The organism is Variovorax sp. P5_A3 (genome assembly GCF_056400665.1).
Map to the genome: position 1 here is coordinate 57,514 of NZ_JBFUKW010000014.1, position 18,359 is coordinate 75,872.

Below are 18,359 nucleotides of genomic sequence, written 5' to 3' on the forward strand. Positions count from 1 at the left end.
TGTGCGCTCGCAGGGGACACAGCTGCAGCGCGGCCAGCCAACCGGATCGGCATGCAGATCACCACTGGTCTGCACGCTGAAGTTTGAACCAATCGAAAGACATAAGGAGACACCATGCACAGGCCCGCAAACTTCGCTCGACTGCTCGGAGCGCTTTCACTGGCTGCAGCGAGCGTAGGGTCGTACAGCCAGCCATTTCCCAACCGCCCCGTCAAGGTGATCGTGCCCTACGCGGCCGGCGGTGGCACCGATACCGTCATTCGCCCGATAGCCACGGCGGCGGCGGCAATCCTGGGGCAGCCGGTGGTGGTCGAGAATCGGCCGGGCGGCAACACCTTCATCGGCATGTCGGCCTGTGCGAAGGCGCCGCCGGATGGCTACACGGTCTGCGTGACCAACGCGGACGTGCTCGCGTTCGGCCCGTACATCTTCAACAGGATTCCCTACAACCCGCAGACCGACCTCACCGGCGTCACCCGGATCGCCCACTCCCCAAACGGCATCTTCGTCAGCACGCAGATGCCGTTCAAGACCGTACAGGAGCTCATCGGCTACGCCCAGGCGAACCCGGGCAAGCTTAATTTTGCGACCTTCGGCGCGGGCACCGTCGGCCACCTCTACGTCGAGTACTTCCGCAGGCAATTCAAGGCAGAGATGACGCACGTGCCGTATCGTGGCGCCGGCCCGATCATTCCGGCATTGATCACCAACGAAGCGCAGGTGTCGTACCTCTCGCTGGCACAAGCCCTGCCGTATGTGAAGAGCGGGAAGATACGCATCCTGGCTGTGGTCGATGAGAAACGGCACGCGCAGCTGCCCGATGTCCCGACCCTGGCCGAAGCCCATGCCGACGCCGGCATCAAGGCTTACTTCGGCCTGTATGCACCCAATGGCACGCCAGCGCCAGTCCTCCAACAGCTCAATGCGGCGTTCGGTGCCGCCCTCAACGAGGCGGACGTGCAGGCGAGCATGGCCGGGCTCATGTTCGTCGTGCAGCCCTCGACTATCGACGAGATCAACCGCGCGCGCGAGCAGGAATTCGTGCAGGCCGGCGAGATCACTAAGGCGATCGGCCTCAAACCGGTCGATATTCCGGAGTAGTCGTGTCGGCGCGAAGGAGCTTGCCGGTGGACGAGGCACGGGCGAGCAGCCTCCGTTCACCGGACCAGACATCCGCTTCCAGGAACACGATGCTGCGTCCCCAGCGCAGGATCTTCGCCTCCACGTCGAAGGCTCCGGGGCCCACGGGGGCGAGGAACGAGACCTTGAGTTCCAGCGACGAAACGATGGTGGCGTCTTCTCGCGCGGCGACCGCTATCGCCATCGCGCTGTCCAGCCAGGCGGTCACGATGCCGCCTTGCAGTACGCGTCCACCGCTGTGCGTCAGCTCTGGGCGCGTGATATAGCGCACGCGCACGAGACCCCCTTCCCCGTCGGCTTCGAGCACTTCGGAAAAGCCGATCGCATCCAGCAATGGCCGGGCAAAGAAATCGAGATTCATGCAAGGCCAGCAGTATCAGAGGGCGCGGCATGCCGACATCAACCCGTGGGAGCTTCCGGCCGTTTCGAGATCAAGCAGGCAGGCCTGCAACGCCTGCGCACGCTCCAAGCCAAGCACGGGCGCCACCAGCGACTGGAACTTGCCCGCGAGCAATTGCGCGCGACCCTCGAGGTCGATGTCGGTCTTCTCGCTGTTGTGCGAAGCACTCGCCACCGCGCCGTTCTCGGACTCGATCAGGACCGTGCAGCTGGGCGTGGGCATCGCGTCATCGTAGGCCAGCACCACCTTCTCGCGCCAGGGGCGCAGCGCCGCCAGCGACGCCTGGTCCTCGAACGTACCGATATCCTGCGTGCTCAACCCACTCAGGGTCATGGCGACCGCATGCGCGATGCTGAACTTCGCCTCCAGCGATGTGCTCGGATGTGGAATCGCGCAGATGTCCCGGGCCGCTGGATTCAGGTGGACGACGATCCGCCGCACGGTATCCAGCCGCAGGTCATGAGTCGTGCGCAGGCTCCGGATGCACGCGATGGGCGCATGCGTCACGAAACAGGAAGCGTCGAACTTGAAGATCACGTCCCGGATGAAATAGCTGCGCGGCGCAGTCAACTGCACCAAGGGCGTGCCGGCATGGGTCGCGATGAAGCCATCGCGTCCGCCAAAGGCATTCGCGCCGGCCGAGATGCCGCGCAACGCGAGCTGAGCCGAGAGATGGCCGTTGACGGACGCGCGGCCGACTTGGATCGACTTGCACGGCGACCCGAAGGCCGAGCGCAGGCCCGCCGCCTGGGTCGAGACGTTCGCGATCGCGTATTGAAACTGCTCTACAGTCGCCCGGTGCAGATGGCAGACTGAGACGGCGGCGCCGAAGGCACCCAGGGTTGCGGTCGGGTGGAAGCCGGCCCTCGCATGGCCGTCGCCGAGCAGCTGGGCGATACCGCACATCGCCTCGAAACCCGCGACAAAAGCGGCGAGCATCTGCGTACCGCTGGCGCCCAATATTTCGCCGACCGAGACCACGGACGGCGCGATCGCAACGGTCACGTGGCCGGGAATGCAGGTGTGGACATCGTCGTAGTCGAGCAGGTGGCCGGCGGTGCCGTTGATCAACAAGGCGTCCGGCACGCTGCATTCCTCACGCCGCGCTAGCACTGTGGTGGCGGGCGACCCGCGTGCGGACATCGCAACCAGTGCATCGATAATCGGATCCCGGCTCGCCGCGATGGCGACGCCGAACCAGTCCAACAGGCAGAGCTTCGCCAGCCGCACGACATCTCCGGGCAGCAGCTCGTACGTCAGCCCGCTGGCAGCCGCGGCGATGCGCGCCATCTCCACATGCGGGTCCGCAGCCGGCACTGGCACGGCTTGGCGGTCAATATCAGACATTGTTCGTGCCCTTCAAAGACGGCGCAATTGGTGGGAGTCGAGCACCTCTGGGTTCAACAGTCGGATCGGCGCGCCGGCAATGTAGGCTTCGAGGTTCTCGACGGTATCCTCATAGAAGACGCGATATACCTCCTCGGTCGAGAACCCGAGGTGCGGCGTCAGCACGACGTTGTCGAGACCGCGCAGGGGGTGCTTCGGATCGAGGGGCTCTAGTTCGAACACATCCAGGCCGGCGCCGGCGATGCGGCCTTCCTGCAAGGCCTTCACCAAGGCCGCTTCGTCGATGATCGGCCCCCGCGCCGTGTTGACCAGGCAGGCGGACGGCTTCATGAGTGCGAGCTCGGGTGCACCGACGAGCCCCCGGCTGCGCTCGCTTAGGACCACGTGGATGCTGAGAAAATCGCTACGGCGAAACAGTTCTTCCTTTGACACGCAGGTCGCACCGCCGCTCTCCGCATCTTCGCGTGTCAGATTTGGGCTCCAGGCCAACACCTGCATGCCGAAGGCGCGCGCCACTGCGGTCATCTGACGACCGACGCGACCGAAACCCACTAGGCCGAGGGTCTTGCCTTCCAGGATCGTGCCGACCGTGCTCTGCCAGCCGCCGCTGCGCATGCGCCTGTCTTCCACGGCCAGCTTCTTGGAAAGCGCAAGGATGTGGGCCCAGGCAAGCTCTGACGTGGCCGTCACCGGTCCGCGCATCACGGTGCACGAAACAACGATGCCAAGCTCGGTCGCGGCCGCCAGATCCATGGTGCGGTGGTATGGGCCGGTAACGGCGATGAATTTCAAGTTCGGCAGCGCCTCTAGCAGGGACCGCGGTACCGCCATGCGCTCGCGCAATAGGCAGATGGCATCGTAAGGCTGAAGGCTGTGCGCAGCTTCCTGCGGTACTACAAGGTTGCGATCGAAGATATCGATGGAGAACGTGCGCTTGACCTTGCTCCAGTCTGCAAGCCTTGGGGAAATGCGCAGCACGTCGTCAAGGATGGCGAGCTTCGTCATGTCACAAGCTTCCTGCGCCATTCAGGCCCCCATGGCTGTTGCGCGCTCGGCCAGCAGGCGATGGTTGCGAGCCACCGCAGCGTCCACCATCTCGCCTTCGAATGTGATGCTGCCAGTGCCTTCCGCCTCCGCCTGCGCGTACGCAGCCAGCAGCCGGCGCGACCGCGCCACTGCAGCGGCGTCGGGCGTGAAGACCTCCAACGCCGGTGCGATCTGCAGGGGATGGATGGCCCACTTCCCGCTGAAGCCCATGATGGCGCCGCGGCGAGCATCGGCCGCGTATGCCGAGGTGTCCTTCACGTCGAGCGTCGGGCCGTCGATGGCGTCCACGCCTGCCGCGCGCGCGGCCATGACCATCTGGAAGCGCGGGACATGCCAGACATCTCCAGGGAATTCCCCGCGGTGGGCACGGTCGATATCGATGCCCATCGAGGCGGAGAAATCGCCGATGCCGAAGATGAGGGACTCGATCCGATCGCTAGCGCGCGAGATGGACATGACATTCATGACCGCCTCGACCTCCTCGATGAGGACCTCGATACCGATCTTCCGCTCCAGTCGCGCCGCCTTCTCGACCTGTCCGAGCAGCGTGTCAACAAAATGGATGTCCGCTGCCGAGCGCACCTTCGGAACCATTACCGTATCCAAGTTTCGGCCGGCATTCCTCACAATGTCGACGATGTCCCTATAACAATGCTCGCTCGCGAGCTCGTTGATCCGGACACAACGAACCTTGCGGCCCCAGTCATGAGTATTCAGTCCGGCAATCACCAATTCGCGTGCAGCGTCCTTGGCGTTAGGGGCGACGGCGTCTTCGAGGTCGAGGAATACGTGATCTGCCGCGGTGCCTGCGGACTTGGCGATCAGCTTCTCGCTCGAAGCAGGCACGGCCAGTTGGACGCGACGGGGTTTCGTTTTGGTGCTCATCATTGTGCTTTCGGAGGGGTCGTCGTGGCGACGCCACGGTGGAGTTCGGCAACGATCTCGGTGGTGTGCTCGCCCAGCAGCGGCGCTCGATGCCGGACGGAACCCGGGGTCGCTGTCATGTGCACCGGCACGCCGGCCACCCGGACGGGAGTCTTCAGCCCCGGATGGTCGACCTCGACGACCATGCCGCGGCTGGCGAAGTGTGGATCGCGGGCGATGTCGGCGGCGTCGTAGACAGGCGCGAACGGAAAGACGCCGCCGAACTTTCCGGCCAGCTCGGCTTTGGTGAACTTCGACGTGAAGTCGCCGATGGTGTCGTAGACCAGGTCCTGGTGCGCGATCCTCGCGTCCTGGGTCGCGGTTCGTACATCCTCGATCAGGTCCGGTCGTGCCATCAGCTCACAGAGCTGGCGCCACCAGATCGCTGAATCCGCGATGCCAATCGCGACGCGGCCATCCTTCGCTGGGACAAGACCGAACGGCGACAGGATCGGATGACGGTTTCCTTCCGGTTTCGGAACGCGTCCGGTGAACGAGTACTGATGCACGATCCGCTCGCACAGCGACAGCACGCCGTCCACCATGCCGATGTCGAGGAACTGTCCCTCGCCGGTGCGTTCGGCGTGCCGCACCGCGGCGACCATGCCGAAGGCCATCATCAGCCCCGGCACGAGATCACCTACGCCAGGGCCGACCTTGACCGGGGAGGACGCATCCTCGCCCGTGATGCTGATGATGCCACCCATCGCCTGCGCCACGATGTCATAGGCCGGCCACGCGGCATAGGGACTCTCCCCGGTCCGCGAGTCGCCGAAGCCGCGAATCGCCGCATAGACGAGCCGCGGGTTGATCTCGCGCAACGTCTCGTAGGACAAGCCCAGTCGTTCCATGACACCGACGCGGTAGTTCTCAATCACCGCATCGGCGGTTCGCACGAGTTCCAGGAAGGTTTCGCGACCGGTCGCCTCCTTGAGGTCGAGGACGATGCTGCGCTTGTTCCGGTTCACGCTCGCGAAGTAGCCCCCGAAGGCGCGAAGCTCGTCGTCGGCGTGGAACGGACCGACATGGCGCGAAGGGTCGCCGCCAGTCGGCTCGATCTTGACGACATCGGCGCCGTGGTCCGCCAGCATCTGTGTGCAGTACGGCCCTGCAAGCATCTGCGTGAGGTCAAGGACGCGCAGGCCCTGGAGCGAGCCCCGCCGCGGTGCCGCAGTCATCGGTCACCCCAATGGCTTCGCCGCTTCACTACTACCGTGCGTTCTACTTCGCAGACGACCTGTTCGCGCTCGTTGACGCCCCAGTGCCGGAAGCGAACCACGCCACCGTCAGGGCGGGCCGGATCATCCTTCGCTTCGAGTACCTCGGTGTAGGCGTAGAGCGTGTCCCCGTGCTTGACCGGCGCGGGAAGCGCGATCCGCTCCACGCTCGGCTCCGCCAACGCGTTTTCGGACGTGTCCTGCGAGGCCAGGCCTACCGTGATGGCGAAAGTGATGCCGCCGAAGACCAGGCGTTGGCCGAACGGCGGCGGCATGCGCGAAGAGAAGTGCTCGTTGAAATGGCCTTGCGACGTGTTCATTACGAGGTGGCTGAACATAACGTTCTCGAGCGCCTCCACGGTCTTGCCACGCGCGTGGCGAATGACGTCTCCCGGCGTGAAGTCCTCGAAATAGCTTCGCGGTCCTGTGAGCGAGGCCAGCTTCATTGCCGTGCCTTGCCGAGCAGGTGATCCGAGATGATGCGCAGTTGGATCTCGGACGTGCCTTCGAAGATCTTGGTGACCCGCGCATCGCGCCAGTAGCGTTCGACCGCGAACATCGTCGTGTAGCCGCCGCCGCCATGGATCTGGATGCCGTCACTCGTCACGCGCTCCGCCATCTCGGTAGCGAGGTACTTGGCCATCGCGGCCTCCTTGTCGCAACGCTTGCCCTCGTCGATCTGTGTGGCCACGTGGTACATCAACTGGCGGCACGCTTCGATCTCCGCGGCCATGTGGCCAATCTTGAAGCGGATCGCCTGGAACTCGGCGATCGCCCGGTCGAACTGCCGGCGTTCCCCCGCGAAGGTGATCGAATCCTCCAGTGCGCCGCGAGCCAGGCCGATGGCGCGCGCCGCGGTCTGGGCGCGCGCCTTTTCCATGCCCTTGCCGATCATGTAGAAGGCCTCGCCTTCCTCTCCGACCATGTTCTCGGCCGGGACCCGCACGTTGTCCAGCGATAGCTCGAACGTCTTCCAGCCGTGGTAGCCGATCTTAGGGATCGCCTGGCCCCGCATGCCCTCGGGAAACTCACCGCGCTTCTTGTCGACGATGAAGGCGCTGAGCCCCTTGAAGCGCCGCTTGGGATCGACGTTCTTTTCGGTCCGCGCGATCACGACGATGCCGTCCGCGCCATCGGCGAATGTGCACCAGTACTTGTTGCCCGACAGCAGCCAGGAGTCGCCATCGCGCACGGCGCGACACGAGATGCCCGACACGTCCGATCCTGTACCTGGCTCCGACATCGCGAACGCCAGCAGGCACTGCCCCGCGGCCATTCGGCGCACATACTTGTCGCGCTGGTGCGGCGTCAGCATGTCCACGGGGAACAAAGTGCCCGCAGTGGAGTTCCGGATGATGCTGGCCACGCTCATCCAACCACGCGCGAGTTCTTCGGTGACCAGGCAGTATTCGAAGGCCCCCAGGCCGAGACCACCGTATTCCTCCGGGATGTTGATGCCGAAGTAGCCCATGTCAGCCAGCTTCTCGCGCAGTTCCATGGGAATCTCCCCCCGGATCTGGTCCAGCTTGTTGGCCACCGGCAGGACTTCGTTCATGGTGAAGCGCCTGGCGCCTTCCTGCATCTGGCGTCGTTCGTCGGTCATGTAGTTCAAGGGTCAGCTCCTGTTCATCATGTTGGTTCGCACGTAATCCACGACTAGCGCTCCGTCCTGGTTCAAGCCTTCCGTGCGCCAGGTGACCAGGCCCATGTCCGGGCGCTTGCCCGACACGCGCTTCTCGAGCACTGTGCTCCGGGCTACGAAGGTGTCCCCTGGGTAGCCGGGAGCGTGGAATCTCAGCTGCTCCATACCCACCAGCGCGCCCCGGGTGCCGCCTTCGGTCAAATCCTCCACGCTCATCCCGAAGACGGTGAGGTAAATCAGATAGGGGTGAAGTGGCACGCGGGGATGGCCCAGGCCCCTGGCGTACTCGGCGTTGAAGTACGTCGGGTTGGCATTCATCGTCATCGTCGAGAACCAGCTGTTTTCGGCTTCGCCGATCGTTCGACCCCAGTGGTGCTCAATTACGCTTCCGATCTCAAAGGCCTCATAGGAAATGCCTTTGGGCCGGGGCTTCGCTCGCTGAAGGAAGCTGTTAGGTTCGCTCGTGTCCGACATGGTGTGTCCTCAGTCTTCCAAAGGGAATCGGCGGGCCAACTCGGAGAGAGTCCTCTCAGATGTATGGACGGTCGTCGCAAAATCCGTCGGGAGACTGCCCACCGGTTCGGCGCCCATCGCAGACAGCCCTTTCCTCACAGACTCGACCGAAAGCGCCTCCCGCACTCCTGCGGCCAGCCCTTGGAGGACGTCTGGGGGCGTGCCTTTGGGAGCGAAGAGGCCGTACCAGACGTCGGAGCTGAAGATTGGAAGTCCGAGCTCGGCACCCGTGGGCACGTCCGGCACGAGTGACACGCGGGACTTGCTGTCGACGGCGACGACCTTCAGTGTGCCGGCGTGGAGGTAAGGCATGACCGTGGCGAGACCCATGATGGCCATGTTTACGTTGTTGGCCACGAGGTCAGTGATCATCTGGCCGCTTCCCCGGTAGCGAACTACGATCAGGTTGTTGAGGCCGGCGTCGGCAGCTATCGCCTTCGCCTGCAGGCGGCTGACGTTCTCCAGCGTGCCAAGCGAACAGGGTTGCTTGGCCGTTTTGCAGTAGCGGACCACCTCAGGCATGGTCTTTCCTGGAATGGCGGCATTGACAATGAGGCCCGGCGGCTGGACCGAGATCGCGGTGACCGGAACCAGGCCTGGCAAGGGATCAAAGCCCGACGCGGACGGGACGTACTTGAACAGCGTGACCCCCGGAACCTGCAGTAGTAGCGTGTAGCCGTCCGGCTTTGCGTCGAGGACCCTTCTCGTGCCGATCGCGGTGTCGGCGCCGGGGCGGTTCTCTACGATTACCGGTTGCCCCCAGATTCGGGCCAACTCGGTGGCCACGGGCCGGACGCCGGCATCCGCACCACCTCCCGCGTTGAAAGGAACCACTATGGTGACCATTCGATCAGGCTTCCATTGCGCGGATGCGGAACCGTGAAAACCTGTCAAGGCGAAGGCGCAGAGCGCAGAGCCCAATGCTAGATAACGGCGGAGTGCAAGCATGTTTGTCTCCAGGGTCTGATTGTTCGAACTTCACGCCACAGAGCGCTTGAGAGTTCATGCCGTGTAGGTTAGAGGCCGCAGTTCGAGGGACCAATGACCTCGTGGCAATTGATACTTGCGGCAATCGGAAGAATCTTCGGCGCGGGCTTGCACACCTCGAAAACCAGGGCACCTTCTCTGTCGACCGGCGATCCCGACCGCGCACAAGATCGAATGGATCCGCGCCGCCTATGAAGCCGGCCAGCGCGAGATCGAGGTCGGCTCCTTCGCGCCGGCGCGCCTGCTGCCGCAGCTGGCGGACACGGCCGAACTGGTCGCCTTCGCCAAGACGCTGCCGGCCTTTTCACCTCCGTGCTGGTGCCGAATCTGCGCGGCGCCGAGAGCGCCATCGACGCCAAGGCCGACCTGATGATCGTTCCGCTGTCCGCCAGCCATGCGCACAGCCTGGCCAATCTGCGCAAGACACCGGACGACGTGGTGGCCGAAGTCGCCAAGATCCGCGCGGCGCGCGGCGCGCGACGCCTCGGGATCGCGAATCCTGATCGAGGGCGGGGTCGGCACCGCCTTCGGCTGCACTTTGCAAGGACTGGTCGACAAGAGCGAGGTACTGCGTCTGATGCAGGCCTTGCTCACCGTCGGCTACGCCGACCCGGGCATGGTCCGCGACCTGTTCGAGGACGCCGTGAAGATCGCCGGTGACCGCTTCTGGTGCGGGCATTTCCACGACACGAGCGGCCTGGGTCTCGCGAACGTCTATGCAGCGCTCGAAGTCGGCGTGGCTCGCTTCGATGCCTGCCTGGCGGGCATCGGCGGCTGCCCGCACGCGCCGGGCGCGAGTGGCAACGTCTCGACCGAGGACCTGGCCTACATGCTCGGCAGCATGGGCATCAAGACGGGCATCGACATTGATCGACTGCTCGCGTTGCGCGCCCGCGTCGCCGAATGGCTCGCCGGAGAGACGCTGCACGGCTCGCTCTGGCAGGCCGGCCTTCCCAAGGCCTTTGGCCTCACCGCCCAAGCCGTTTCAGCCTGATCAATCAGAGACCTCCCCACATGACCACCGCCTCCTCTCCCCTGCCGCTGGCCGGCGTCCGCGTGCTCGAGTTCACCCACATGGTGATGGGCCCGACCTGCGGGATGATCCTGGCCGACCTCGGCGCCGAAGTCATCAAAGTCGAGCCTCCGGGCGGCGACAAGACCCGCAAGCTCCCCGGTCTGGGCATCGGCTTCTTCCGCTCCTTCAACCGCAACAAGAAGAGCGTGGTGATGACATCGGCACCGACGAGGGTCGCGCTACCGCCGCTGAACTCGCAGGCCAGTGCGACGTAGTGCTGGAGAACTTCCGCCCCGGTCTGATGGCCAGCTTCGGCCGGGACTACGAAACCCTCTCAACGAAATACCCGCGCCTGACCTACGTCACGCACAAGGCTTCCTGCCCGGCCCGTACGAGAACCGGCGAGCACTCGACGAAGTGGTGCAGATGATGGGTGACCTCTCGTACATGACCGGCCCGGTCGGACGTCCGCTGCGCGCCGGCACCTCGGTCAACGACATCATGGGCGGCATGTTCGGTGCCATCGGCGTGCTGGCCGCGCTTCGCGAGCGCGCCATGACCGGCAAGGGCCAGGAAGTGCAGAGCGCGCTGTTCGAGAACTGCGTGTTCCTGTCGTCGCAGCACATGCAGCAGTTCGCGATGACCGGCGAGCCGCCGCCGCCGATGCCCTCGCGCGTGTCGGCCTGGAGCGTGTACGACGTCTTCACGTTGGCCGAGGGGGAGCAGCTCTTCATCGGCGCGGTCAGCGACAAGCAGTTTCTGACGCTGTGCCGCGTGATCGAGGCGCCGGACCTGGCGGCCGATCCAGCGCTGGCCAACAACGCGCTGCGAGTGGCGGTACGTCCTGCCCTGCTGGCGAAGCTCGGTGACATCCTCCAGCACCACCGCGTGGGAGAGCTTTCGCCGAAGCTCGAGGCCGCCGGCATCCCCTGCGCGCCGATCGTGCGACCCGACCGGCTGGTCGACGACCCCCATCTGAAGGCCAGCGGCGGCCTGGTGCCGATGGAATGCGAGGACGGCGAGACCACCGACGTCGTGCTGCTACCGCTGATGATGGGCGGCCGCCGTCCCGGAGTGCGGCATGCCCTACCCGAGCGTCGGTCAACACACCGAAGAGATTCTCGCCGGCCCAGCCGGCTCCGATGCGCAGATGAAGGTCCTCAACCAACTGTTGTGCGGTGTCCATCTGGCTGCTGCGGGCGAAGCGCTGGCGCTCGCAAGGCGCCAGGGCCTGCCGCTCGACCTGACGCTGGAGATACTCTGCAGCGGGGCGGCAGGCTCCTGGATGCTGGCCGACCGGGGGCCGCGGATGATCGCGGGTCAGTTCGACAACGTCACGTCGGCGGTTGACATCTTCGTGAAGGACATGTCGCTGGTGCTCGATGCAACCCGTGAGGCGCGATTTCCGGCGGCACTCGCGCATGCCGCCTATCTCGCCTTCCTCGGAACCTCAGCACGCGGACTGGGGGCACAGGACGATGCCGCCGTGACGACGCACTATGAACTCATCGCCAAATCGCCATAGACCGCCGCGCGCACAAACTCGCGGATCACAGGCCCCGCCGGCTCGGTATGCATCTGTCTCGGCGCCCTGAATAAGTGCGCCATTGGGCCCTAGCTGAACAACTAAGGATTGCCACCGGAAGAACCCATCGATTCCGTCAAGAAGTCGAGCATGGCGCGCATCACCGCGCTATTGTGACGACGCTGCGAATATGCAGCGTAGAGCCAGTTATCGTGACGCATGTGCTCGCGCAGAACTGGTACCAACGCTCCGCGCTCCAGGTGCGATTGTGCGAGCGGCTCTGGAACGTAGGCCACGCCCGCTCCTCGCAATGCCAGTTCGATGAGCGCCAGCGGGTCATTGCTTTCCATGCGGCTGTGTACTGCGACCCCGTACTGCCGGCCCTCAGTCTCGAAGGGCAATTCAGCCGAGGGTGTGGCGGAGAAGGTCAGCACATCGTGTCGCGCCAAACCATCGGGCTTCAAAGGAATGCCGCGTTTGGCCCAATAGCTAGGTGAAGCGCAGACCACCATGTTGAACTGCACCAGCCGCCGCACGATGAGGTTTACGTCAATTATGCGTCCGCCGGTGAGGTGTATGTCGATGCCTTGCTCGACCAAGTCGATATTTTCGTTGGTGAACTGTAGGCTCACGTAGGCATCGGGGTACCGCTGCATGAACCCAGCAATCACGTCGGACAGCCATCCGGCGATCATGCCGTGCGGCGCGCTCATGCGCAGGCGCCCGCGCGGACTCGCACCATGGGCCTGCAGGTCGCTGAGGGTGCTCTCCGCAATCTCAACCAGCTGCGCACTGCGCTCCAACAGCACTTCGCCGGCATCCGTCAGGCTCAGCGAACGTGTCGACCGATTGAGCAAGCGCACCCCAGTGCGCTCCTCGAGCTCGACCACGTAGCGACTGACGGTTGCCTTCGAAATGCCGAGCGACGTCGCCGCGCGGGAGAAGCTGCGCCGAAGGGCTACCTCGCGAAAGGTCTTGATGAGATCGAGGCCGTCCATAGGTCGGGGGCATTGTCGCTCCCCGCGGGCTGGTTTCAGTCCGGGTTCAGCTGAACATCGGCGCGAGGCCATCCCAGCACAGATACTTGACCTCGAGAAATTCCTCGATGCCGTGGTGGGAACCCTCGCGCCCCAAACCGCTCTGCTTGACTCCGCCGAACGGCGCCACTTCGTTCGAGATCAATCCGCAGTTGATACCGATCATCCCGGACTCGATCGCGGCCGAAGCGCGCCAAATACGGGCTGCGTCACGACTGTAGAGATAGGCGGCGAGCCCGAACTCGGTCGCGTTGGCGATCTCGAACGCTTCCTCGTCACTCTCGAAGCGAAACAGTGGGGCAAGAGGTCCGAAGGTTTCTTCGCTAGCCAGCGCCATCTTAGAAGTGGCACCGCCAACGACTGTCGGCTCGAAGAACCGGCCGCCCAAGGAATGGCGCTTACCACCATGCAGCACTGTCGCACCTTGCGCAACGGCGTCCGCGATGTGTTCCTCCACTTTCTGCACTGCCGCATCGTCAATCAACGGACCAAGTTGCACATCGGACTCGAGCCCATTGCCCACGCGCAACTTCCCGACACGTTCGACCAGTTTGGCGGCAAACGCCTCATACGCGCCCGCCTGGACGAGCACCCTGTTGGCACTAATGCAGGCCTGTCCGGTGTTGCGGAACTTGGCCGCAACAACGCCGTCTGCTGCAGCGTCGAGGTCAGCATCATCAAAGATGATGAACGGCGCGTTCCCGCCCAACTCCATCGAGCACTTCTTGATTGTGCCAGCCGCTTGCGCGAGCAAGACTCGCCCAACCTCGGTCGAGCCAGTGAACGTAATCTTGCGCACGAGTGGATGCGACGTGAGCTGATTTCCGATGTCGCGTGTGTCGTTACCTGTGAGCACATTGAATACGCCGGCGGGGACACCGGCACGCCGGGCCAATTCCGCCAACGCCAAGGCTGTGAGAGGCGTTTGGCTCGCGGGTTTGACGACCATGCTGCAACCTGCGGCCAGCGCGGGACCCGCCTTGCGGGTAATCATCGCCGCGGGAAAGTTCCAGGGCGTAATGGCTGCACAGACGCCAATCGGCTCCTTCAGCGCAATGATGCGTTGGCTGTCCTTGGGAGCAGGGATCACATCACCGCGCACCCGCTTGGCCTCCTCGGAAAACCACTGCAAAAACGACGCCGCGTATAGAACCTCGGTCTTCGCTTCGGCCAGCGGCTTGCCCTCTTCCAGTGTGATCAAGGTAGCGAGGTCGTCGCCGTGAAGGATCATCAAGTCATACCAGCGACGCAGCACTTCGGACCGATGCTTCGCCGTCGTCCGACGCCAGCCGAGAAAGGCGTGGTGCGCCACTTCGATTGCATTCGCCGTCTCGTCCTGCTTGAATCGAGGCAACTCGACGAGCGGCTCGTCTGTCGCGGGATTGCGCAGGGTGTACTTGCCATGGGGCGTCGCTTCAATCCACTCGCCACCGACGAAAGCGGCGGAGCGGAACAGGTCGGTGTCTTTCAGCAGGTTCTTCATAGGGCTCCGCATCAGCCGATGCGCTTGGTTTCGAATTGGATAGGAAGGGGCGTGGCGAGGCCCGCTGACCGGGCGAGGTCGAGGATCATGCCGGCGACCACCACGTCCTGGAGGCCCGAGCCGACAGACTTGTACATAGCGATTCCGCCCAAGGGCCGCTCTGCGTTGCCTGACATCAGTGCATTTAAGCTGATGCACTTCGCATCAGGTTCGACCCCGTCTTGCCGCGAGGCCAGCATGTCGCCGGATTCCTCTAGGACCTCCTCGACGTTGTCGCACACGATAAGATCAGCCCGCGCAATGACGCTGCTATCGACTTCCCGCTGATCGGGAAGCGTAGATCCGATGGAGACGACCGTCGCGTGGGGCGCCAGCCAGGCGCCCTGCAGGATCGGCTTCTCGCCGTACGAACGGGCCGCTGCGAGCACGATGTCGGCGCCACCAACGGCCTCCGCCGGCGAGTCGACGGCGTGTGAACGAACACCCAGATCGGCCGTCATGCCGTTCGCGAACGCCTCGCGCTTCTCCGGTGTTGGGCTGAAAACCCTGATCTCGCTCAACTCCCGAACCGCGGCAATGGCGAGCGTGTGCATGCGTGCTTCCAGACCGCTACCCAGGACCGCCAGGCGGGCGGGCCTCTTCGGCGCCAGGCGATCCAGTGCGGCGGCGGAGGTGGCTGCAGTGCGATACGCGGTGACCAGGTTGCCGTCCACCATCGCGGCAACCGAGCCAGTAGTCGCGTCGAAGAGGACCACCACGTACTCGAGCTGGCGGCCGGCCGGACCGAAGGCCATGCCCATCAGCTTGGCGCCGTAGTAGCGGGAACCTGGTGGCACCGCCGTCATGGTTCGCAGCGAAGCGCGCTCGGCCGCTCCTGCAGCAATGGTGCGACGCGGAACCGCGTTTGCTCCTAAGGGACGCGCGTAGGTATCCTGTAGAGCACGTACGGCAGGCAGCCACTGGAAGACGGCGGCTGCGGTTTCGGAAGACACGAACACGGGCGTACCGGTCTCGCCACTCACGGCGGGATTCACTTCTGAAGTTTTCATTCGAATTTCAACTTAGCGTCATGGATGACGCGTTGGTAAAGCTGGGTGTCGTGGCGCACTTGATCTGTCAGCAGGCTGGGCGGTCCCGATCGAGGAACCATGCCGAGGTCGCGAAAGCGCGCCTTCAACCCATCGTTCTGGACCGCGAGATTCAGCGCTTTGTTCAGCCGGTCGATCGCTGCCTGCGGTGTGCCGAGTGGAGCGAACAGCCCGAGCCAAGAGGCTGTCTCCATCCCCTTCAGCCCCGCTTCTGCCACGGTGGGTACCTCCGGCATGCGCGGGTCGCGCTCCGTACCCGACACGGCCAGGATCCTCACCTTCCCTGTCTTGGCAAGTTCGGTGGCCGTGGCGTCAAAGGTGAGGTCCACCCGGCCTGAGGCCACTTCGGTCAACGCGCTGGAGGTAGATCTGTAGGGTACATGGACAAGCTGCGTGCCGGTCAGAGACTGGAACAGTTCGCCACCCAGATGTGCCCCGCTACCAGGACCGGCACTGCCGTAGGTAAGCTTGCCAGGATTCTTTCGGGCGTAGTCGATGAACTGCTGCAGGGTTCTCACTGGCAGTTCCGAATTCACTACCAGCGCAATCGGATAGGCCGAAGCAATTCCGACTGGCGCAGCTGCGGTCACGGCGTCGTACTTCACGGAGGAGTCGACCAGCGGCAGGATGCCATAGGCGATGTTGGTGAGCAGCAGCGTATTTCCATCCGGCTTCGCCGCCAACACCGCAGACGTTCCGATCCGGGTACCCCCACCTGGTCGGTTCTCCACGATCACCGCTCGTCCCAGAACCTGCCCCAGTTGCTCGCAAATGACCCGGGCCCCGATGTCGGTGATGCCGCCGGCTGCATACGGAACGACCACGCGGAGAACTTCGGCCGCGCCGGCAGACGAGAGCACGAAACAGCCGATGCCGCCCAGAAATGCACGACGTGCAAGCCTCATGGTCTTTCGCCTCAGCAAGGATGACGCCCGACCATGAACTCGCTGTCGGGGTCAGAAGTCACCGGCAGACCGGAAGCTACCAAGCCCTGGCGAAGTGGCTTCAAGAAACGATCTGGGATACGCATGGCCGGCGCGCGCAATGGGCCACCGTTGAAGCCAGCGAGCCAGTCCTGGTACTTCCACATGGTCCTGTTCAGAACCGAAGTGCCTCCAATGTAGGCCTGCGTGGCAGCACCGTTCGCACTACGAGCAGGGTTGACCTTCCAGTACAACTCCATCGCCTTCTCCCATTCGCCCGTCCGGGCCAGTTCGAATGCGCGCGGGTAATAGTTGCTCATCCACTGCGTGTTGCTGGTACCCGAGAACTGCATCTTCATCAGGCTCATGAGGGGGATGGCATCACCCTCGATCGGGCAGCTGATGACCACCTCGTCGCGGAAGTGGTGGTACATCTCGCAGATACCGGCAGGCAGCGGAAAGCCCTGCTCAGACTTGATAGCGACGATGTTCGGGCAGTCCTTGAGCAGCCGCCGGACGAACTCCACCGACATGCCCGCCGGATGGATGCGCTCGAAGCCCCATGCCGGCAGTGGGAATAGCATCACGGCAAGTTTGGTCGCGTCGCACAAGCTCTTGGTGTAGTCGTAGACCTCTTGCTCCGTGGTGGGCCAAAACGTTGTCGGATACGAGAGCAGAACCATGGTGGCTCCAGCCGCTTCGGCCAGCTTGACCGCCTCGATGTTTTCCGCAAGCGAGCTGAAAGCTGCGTGGAAGAACAGGCCAAAGTCGGGTCCAGCGGTCTCCGCCGCCCACGCGGTGAACTTGGCGTTCTCTTCCGGAGTGATGGCGACTTCGGCACACAGCAGCGTGTGCTTGAAACCGAACTCCTTGGCCAGGGCGACGTCATGGCGGATCCCCTTTTCGTTCAGGCTCTTGAGGTCGGCCGAATAGCTGGGGATGGTGACGGCCGAGCAGCCGATCAGGTTTCCCCGGGCCCAGGCCCGGGCGTCTGCGCGCTTGTAAGGAAGCATGATGTCTCGCTTGTGAGTGATAGCAGCCGTGTTCGCGAAAGCCGCGCCACGGAACGCAACGAAACTTTAGATTGGTGGCGCTCAATGAGCCACGGGGCATGCGCGATAGCAGCTATGCACTCAGGCGAAACCTCAGGCGTCGGCTTCCGACAAAATTTGGGGCGCCATGGACCGTAACAGGCCTTGGATCTCGCGGGTTGCCAGTGTGTGCGGACGGTGACGCGCGACCGCGAGCACCACCGCACGTTCGAGCACGGGCTCTACGATTCTTAGTGCCACCAAGCGTGTCCGGTCGTGCGGTGCAATCGAAGGAGCAGTGATCGCATAGCCAGCAGCAGAAGCTGCGATCTCATGCTGCAGCCGGATCGAGTTCGCCTCTGCAGCAATCCGAAGGGTCAAACCGAGTTTGCGCGCCAACAGAGCCAGCCTCTCACGCAAGGGGTGGGGCTCGCCAGGGAGTACCAGCGGCAGCTTCGCAACTTCCTCGAAGCTGATTTGCTGTCGGCCAGCAAGCGCATCGCTGCTGGCGACAACGAGGCAGAGGGCACCTTCCAAAAGGACAGGCTCATCCACGCTGGCCTCCCCACCATCGCGCAGCAGCAGCGAAAGATCCAGCCGTCCCTGGTCCAGCATTTCCTGAAGTTGCGAGCTCGAGCCTTCCGTCAGGTGCAGGCGCACCTGCGGAAATTTGCTCAATACCCGTTGATACAGCGGACCCGCGAGTGCCGGCACCGTGGAAGGAAGCAGGCCAAGGCGCACGTCGCCGACGGGCACGCCCCGGCTCGCACGTACCTCGTCGGCAAAACTCTCGGATTCCGCAATCAGTAACTTGATGCGGGGATACAGGTGCTGGCCGAGCTCCGTCAGGACTACGCCGCGTCCCGTCCGGCGGAACAGGCTAGAACCGGCGTCACGCTCGAGGTGAGCGATATGCCGGCTGACGACGGATTGCGGAACGTCTGCCGCCACGGCTGCGCGCGAGATCGAGCCCAGCTCCGCGACCTTGACGAAGTGGTGCCAGCCGGCGTCGATGATGGACTTCATGCCACCGATTTTCG

17 protein-coding genes and 2 pseudogenes are annotated in these 18,359 nt (G+C 63.9%); 4 read left to right on the forward strand and 15 right to left on the reverse strand.

Annotated features, from left to right (window positions below; translation table 11 throughout):
- Positions 1-114: 114 nt before the first annotated feature.
- Positions 115-1,101, forward strand: coding sequence for a Bug family tripartite tricarboxylate transporter substrate binding protein (locus AC1D3B_RS21470; RefSeq protein ID WP_478192698.1), 987 nt, complete (start codon positions 115-117; stop codon positions 1,099-1,101).
- On the opposite strand, the gene AC1D3B_RS21475 is transcribed toward AC1D3B_RS21470, so the two are convergent.
- Genes AC1D3B_RS21475 through AC1D3B_RS21515 form a run of 9 tightly spaced genes read right to left on the reverse strand, consistent with a single transcriptional unit; the run spans position 1,076 to position 9,178 of the window.
- Complete coding sequence (locus tag AC1D3B_RS21475) at positions 1,076-1,501, reverse strand: PaaI family thioesterase (RefSeq protein ID WP_478192699.1); 426 nt, start codon at positions 1,499-1,501, stop codon at positions 1,076-1,078. The two genes, AC1D3B_RS21470 and AC1D3B_RS21475, sit on opposite strands and share 26 nt — an antisense overlap.
- Before the next feature lie 15 nt (positions 1,502-1,516).
- Entirely contained in the window at positions 1,517-2,887 is a 1,371-nt protein-coding gene (locus AC1D3B_RS21480) for an MmgE/PrpD family protein (protein WP_478192700.1), read from the reverse strand.
- Between the two features lie 12 nt (positions 2,888-2,899).
- Complete coding sequence (locus AC1D3B_RS21485) at positions 2,900-3,892, reverse strand: D-2-hydroxyacid dehydrogenase family protein (protein WP_478192701.1); 993 nt, start codon at positions 3,890-3,892, stop codon at positions 2,900-2,902.
- Positions 3,893-3,913: 21 nt separating this feature from the next.
- Positions 3,914-4,822, reverse strand: a complete 909-nt coding sequence (locus tag AC1D3B_RS21490; protein WP_478192702.1) for an HpcH/HpaI aldolase/citrate lyase family protein — start codon at positions 4,820-4,822, stop codon at positions 3,914-3,916.
- Positions 4,819-6,036 (reverse strand): CaiB/BaiF CoA transferase family protein, encoded by a 1,218-nt coding sequence (locus AC1D3B_RS21495; RefSeq protein ID WP_478192703.1) that lies wholly within the window; start codon positions 6,034-6,036, stop codon positions 4,819-4,821. Before AC1D3B_RS21495 ends, AC1D3B_RS21490 begins: the two co-directional genes overlap by 4 nt.
- On the reverse strand, positions 6,033-6,521 hold the full coding sequence (locus AC1D3B_RS21500) for a MaoC family dehydratase (protein WP_478192704.1): 489 nt from the start codon (positions 6,519-6,521) through the stop codon (positions 6,033-6,035). The genes AC1D3B_RS21495 and AC1D3B_RS21500 overlap by 4 nt, the downstream gene beginning before the upstream one ends.
- Entirely contained in the window at positions 6,518-7,678 is a 1,161-nt protein-coding gene (locus tag AC1D3B_RS21505) for an acyl-CoA dehydrogenase family protein (RefSeq protein ID WP_478192791.1), read from the reverse strand. The genes AC1D3B_RS21500 and AC1D3B_RS21505 overlap by 4 nt, the downstream gene beginning before the upstream one ends.
- Positions 7,679-7,690: 12 nt before the next feature.
- A complete protein-coding gene (locus tag AC1D3B_RS21510; protein WP_478192705.1) occupies positions 7,691-8,191 on the reverse strand; it encodes a MaoC family dehydratase in 501 nt (166 codons plus the stop codon).
- 9 nt (positions 8,192-8,200) lie between these two features.
- Entirely contained in the window at positions 8,201-9,178 is a 978-nt protein-coding gene (locus AC1D3B_RS21515) for a Bug family tripartite tricarboxylate transporter substrate binding protein (RefSeq protein ID WP_478192706.1), read from the reverse strand.
- 190 nt (positions 9,179-9,368) lie between these two features.
- Here AC1D3B_RS21515 and AC1D3B_RS21520 point away from each other — a divergent pair.
- The 3 genes and pseudogenes from AC1D3B_RS21520 to AC1D3B_RS21530 all read left to right on the forward strand — a co-directional run bounded on the left by AC1D3B_RS21520 (position 9,369) and on the right by AC1D3B_RS21530 (position 11,757).
- Positions 9,369-10,211: pseudogene (locus AC1D3B_RS21520) on the forward strand (hydroxymethylglutaryl-CoA lyase).
- A gap of 20 nt (positions 10,212-10,231) precedes the next feature.
- Positions 10,232-11,361 (forward strand): annotated as a pseudogene (locus tag AC1D3B_RS21525) (CaiB/BaiF CoA transferase family protein); the annotation flags it as partial.
- Positions 11,362-11,382: 21 nt separating this feature from the next.
- Entirely contained in the window at positions 11,383-11,757 is a 375-nt protein-coding gene (locus AC1D3B_RS21530; protein ID WP_478192792.1) for an NAD-binding protein, read from the forward strand.
- A 101-nt stretch (positions 11,758-11,858) separates the two neighbouring features.
- On the opposite strand, the gene AC1D3B_RS21535 is transcribed toward AC1D3B_RS21530, so the two are convergent.
- From AC1D3B_RS21535 to AC1D3B_RS21560, 6 genes are all read right to left on the reverse strand, one after another.
- The gene (locus AC1D3B_RS21535) at positions 11,859-12,755 is read right to left on the reverse strand and encodes a LysR family transcriptional regulator (RefSeq protein WP_478192707.1); all 897 of its coding nucleotides are present in this window, start codon (positions 12,753-12,755) and stop codon (positions 11,859-11,861) included.
- Positions 12,756-12,801: 46 nt separating this feature from the next.
- Positions 12,802-14,277, reverse strand: a complete 1,476-nt coding sequence (locus AC1D3B_RS21540) for an NAD-dependent succinate-semialdehyde dehydrogenase (protein WP_478192708.1) — start codon at positions 14,275-14,277, stop codon at positions 12,802-12,804.
- 11 nt (positions 14,278-14,288) lie between these two features.
- Entirely contained in the window at positions 14,289-15,326 is a 1,038-nt protein-coding gene (locus AC1D3B_RS21545) for an ornithine cyclodeaminase family protein (protein WP_478192709.1), read from the reverse strand.
- Positions 15,323-16,270 (reverse strand): Bug family tripartite tricarboxylate transporter substrate binding protein, encoded by a 948-nt coding sequence (locus AC1D3B_RS21550; RefSeq protein WP_478192710.1) that lies wholly within the window; start codon positions 16,268-16,270, stop codon positions 15,323-15,325. Before AC1D3B_RS21550 ends, AC1D3B_RS21545 begins: the two co-directional genes overlap by 4 nt.
- An 11-nt stretch (positions 16,271-16,281) precedes the next feature.
- Positions 16,282-17,301 (reverse strand): dihydrodipicolinate synthase family protein, encoded by a 1,020-nt coding sequence (locus tag AC1D3B_RS21555; RefSeq protein WP_478192711.1) that lies wholly within the window; start codon positions 17,299-17,301, stop codon positions 16,282-16,284.
- Between the two features lie 132 nt (positions 17,302-17,433).
- Positions 17,434-18,345: a LysR family transcriptional regulator gene (locus tag AC1D3B_RS21560; RefSeq protein ID WP_478192712.1), complete on the reverse strand. Its 912-nt coding sequence runs from the start codon at positions 18,343-18,345 to the stop codon at positions 17,434-17,436.
- Between the last annotated feature and the right edge of the window lie 14 nt (positions 18,346-18,359).

Coding starts and splice junctions, on each gene's coding strand:
- AC1D3B_RS21515 (WP_478192706.1), bottom strand. CDS start 9,178: ATGCTTGCACTCCGCCGTTATCTAGCATTGGGCTCTGCGCTCTGCGCC.
- AC1D3B_RS21530 (WP_478192792.1), top strand. CDS start 11,383: ATGAAGGTCCTCAACCAACTGTTGTGCGGTGTCCATCTGGCTGCTGCG.
- AC1D3B_RS21490 (WP_478192702.1), bottom strand. CDS start 4,822: ATGATGAGCACCAAAACGAAACCCCGTCGCGTCCAACTGGCCGTGCCT.
- AC1D3B_RS21495 (WP_478192703.1), bottom strand. CDS start 6,036: ATGACTGCGGCACCGCGGCGGGGCTCGCTCCAGGGCCTGCGCGTCCTT.
- AC1D3B_RS21500 (WP_478192704.1), bottom strand. CDS start 6,521: ATGAAGCTGGCCTCGCTCACAGGACCGCGAAGCTATTTCGAGGACTTC.
- AC1D3B_RS21540 (WP_478192708.1), bottom strand. CDS start 14,277: ATGAAGAACCTGCTGAAAGACACCGACCTGTTCCGCTCCGCCGCTTTC.
- AC1D3B_RS21505 (WP_478192791.1), bottom strand. CDS start 7,678: ATGACCGACGAACGACGCCAGATGCAGGAAGGCGCCAGGCGCTTCACC.
- AC1D3B_RS21475 (WP_478192699.1), bottom strand. CDS start 1,501: ATGAATCTCGATTTCTTTGCCCGGCCATTGCTGGATGCGATCGGCTTT.
- AC1D3B_RS21485 (WP_478192701.1), bottom strand. CDS start 3,892: ATGACGAAGCTCGCCATCCTTGACGACGTGCTGCGCATTTCCCCAAGG.
- AC1D3B_RS21480 (WP_478192700.1), bottom strand. CDS start 2,887: ATGTCTGATATTGACCGCCAAGCCGTGCCAGTGCCGGCTGCGGACCCG.
- AC1D3B_RS21560 (WP_478192712.1), bottom strand. CDS start 18,345: ATGAAGTCCATCATCGACGCCGGCTGGCACCACTTCGTCAAGGTCGCG.
- AC1D3B_RS21555 (WP_478192711.1), bottom strand. CDS start 17,301: ATGCTTCCTTACAAGCGCGCAGACGCCCGGGCCTGGGCCCGGGGAAAC.
- AC1D3B_RS21470 (WP_478192698.1), top strand. CDS start 115: ATGCACAGGCCCGCAAACTTCGCTCGACTGCTCGGAGCGCTTTCACTG.
- AC1D3B_RS21550 (WP_478192710.1), bottom strand. CDS start 16,270: ATGAGGCTTGCACGTCGTGCATTTCTGGGCGGCATCGGCTGTTTCGTG.
- AC1D3B_RS21545 (WP_478192709.1), bottom strand. CDS start 15,326: ATGAAAACTTCAGAAGTGAATCCCGCCGTGAGTGGCGAGACCGGTACG.
- AC1D3B_RS21510 (WP_478192705.1), bottom strand. CDS start 8,191: ATGTCGGACACGAGCGAACCTAACAGCTTCCTTCAGCGAGCGAAGCCC.
- AC1D3B_RS21535 (WP_478192707.1), bottom strand. CDS start 12,755: ATGGACGGCCTCGATCTCATCAAGACCTTTCGCGAGGTAGCCCTTCGG.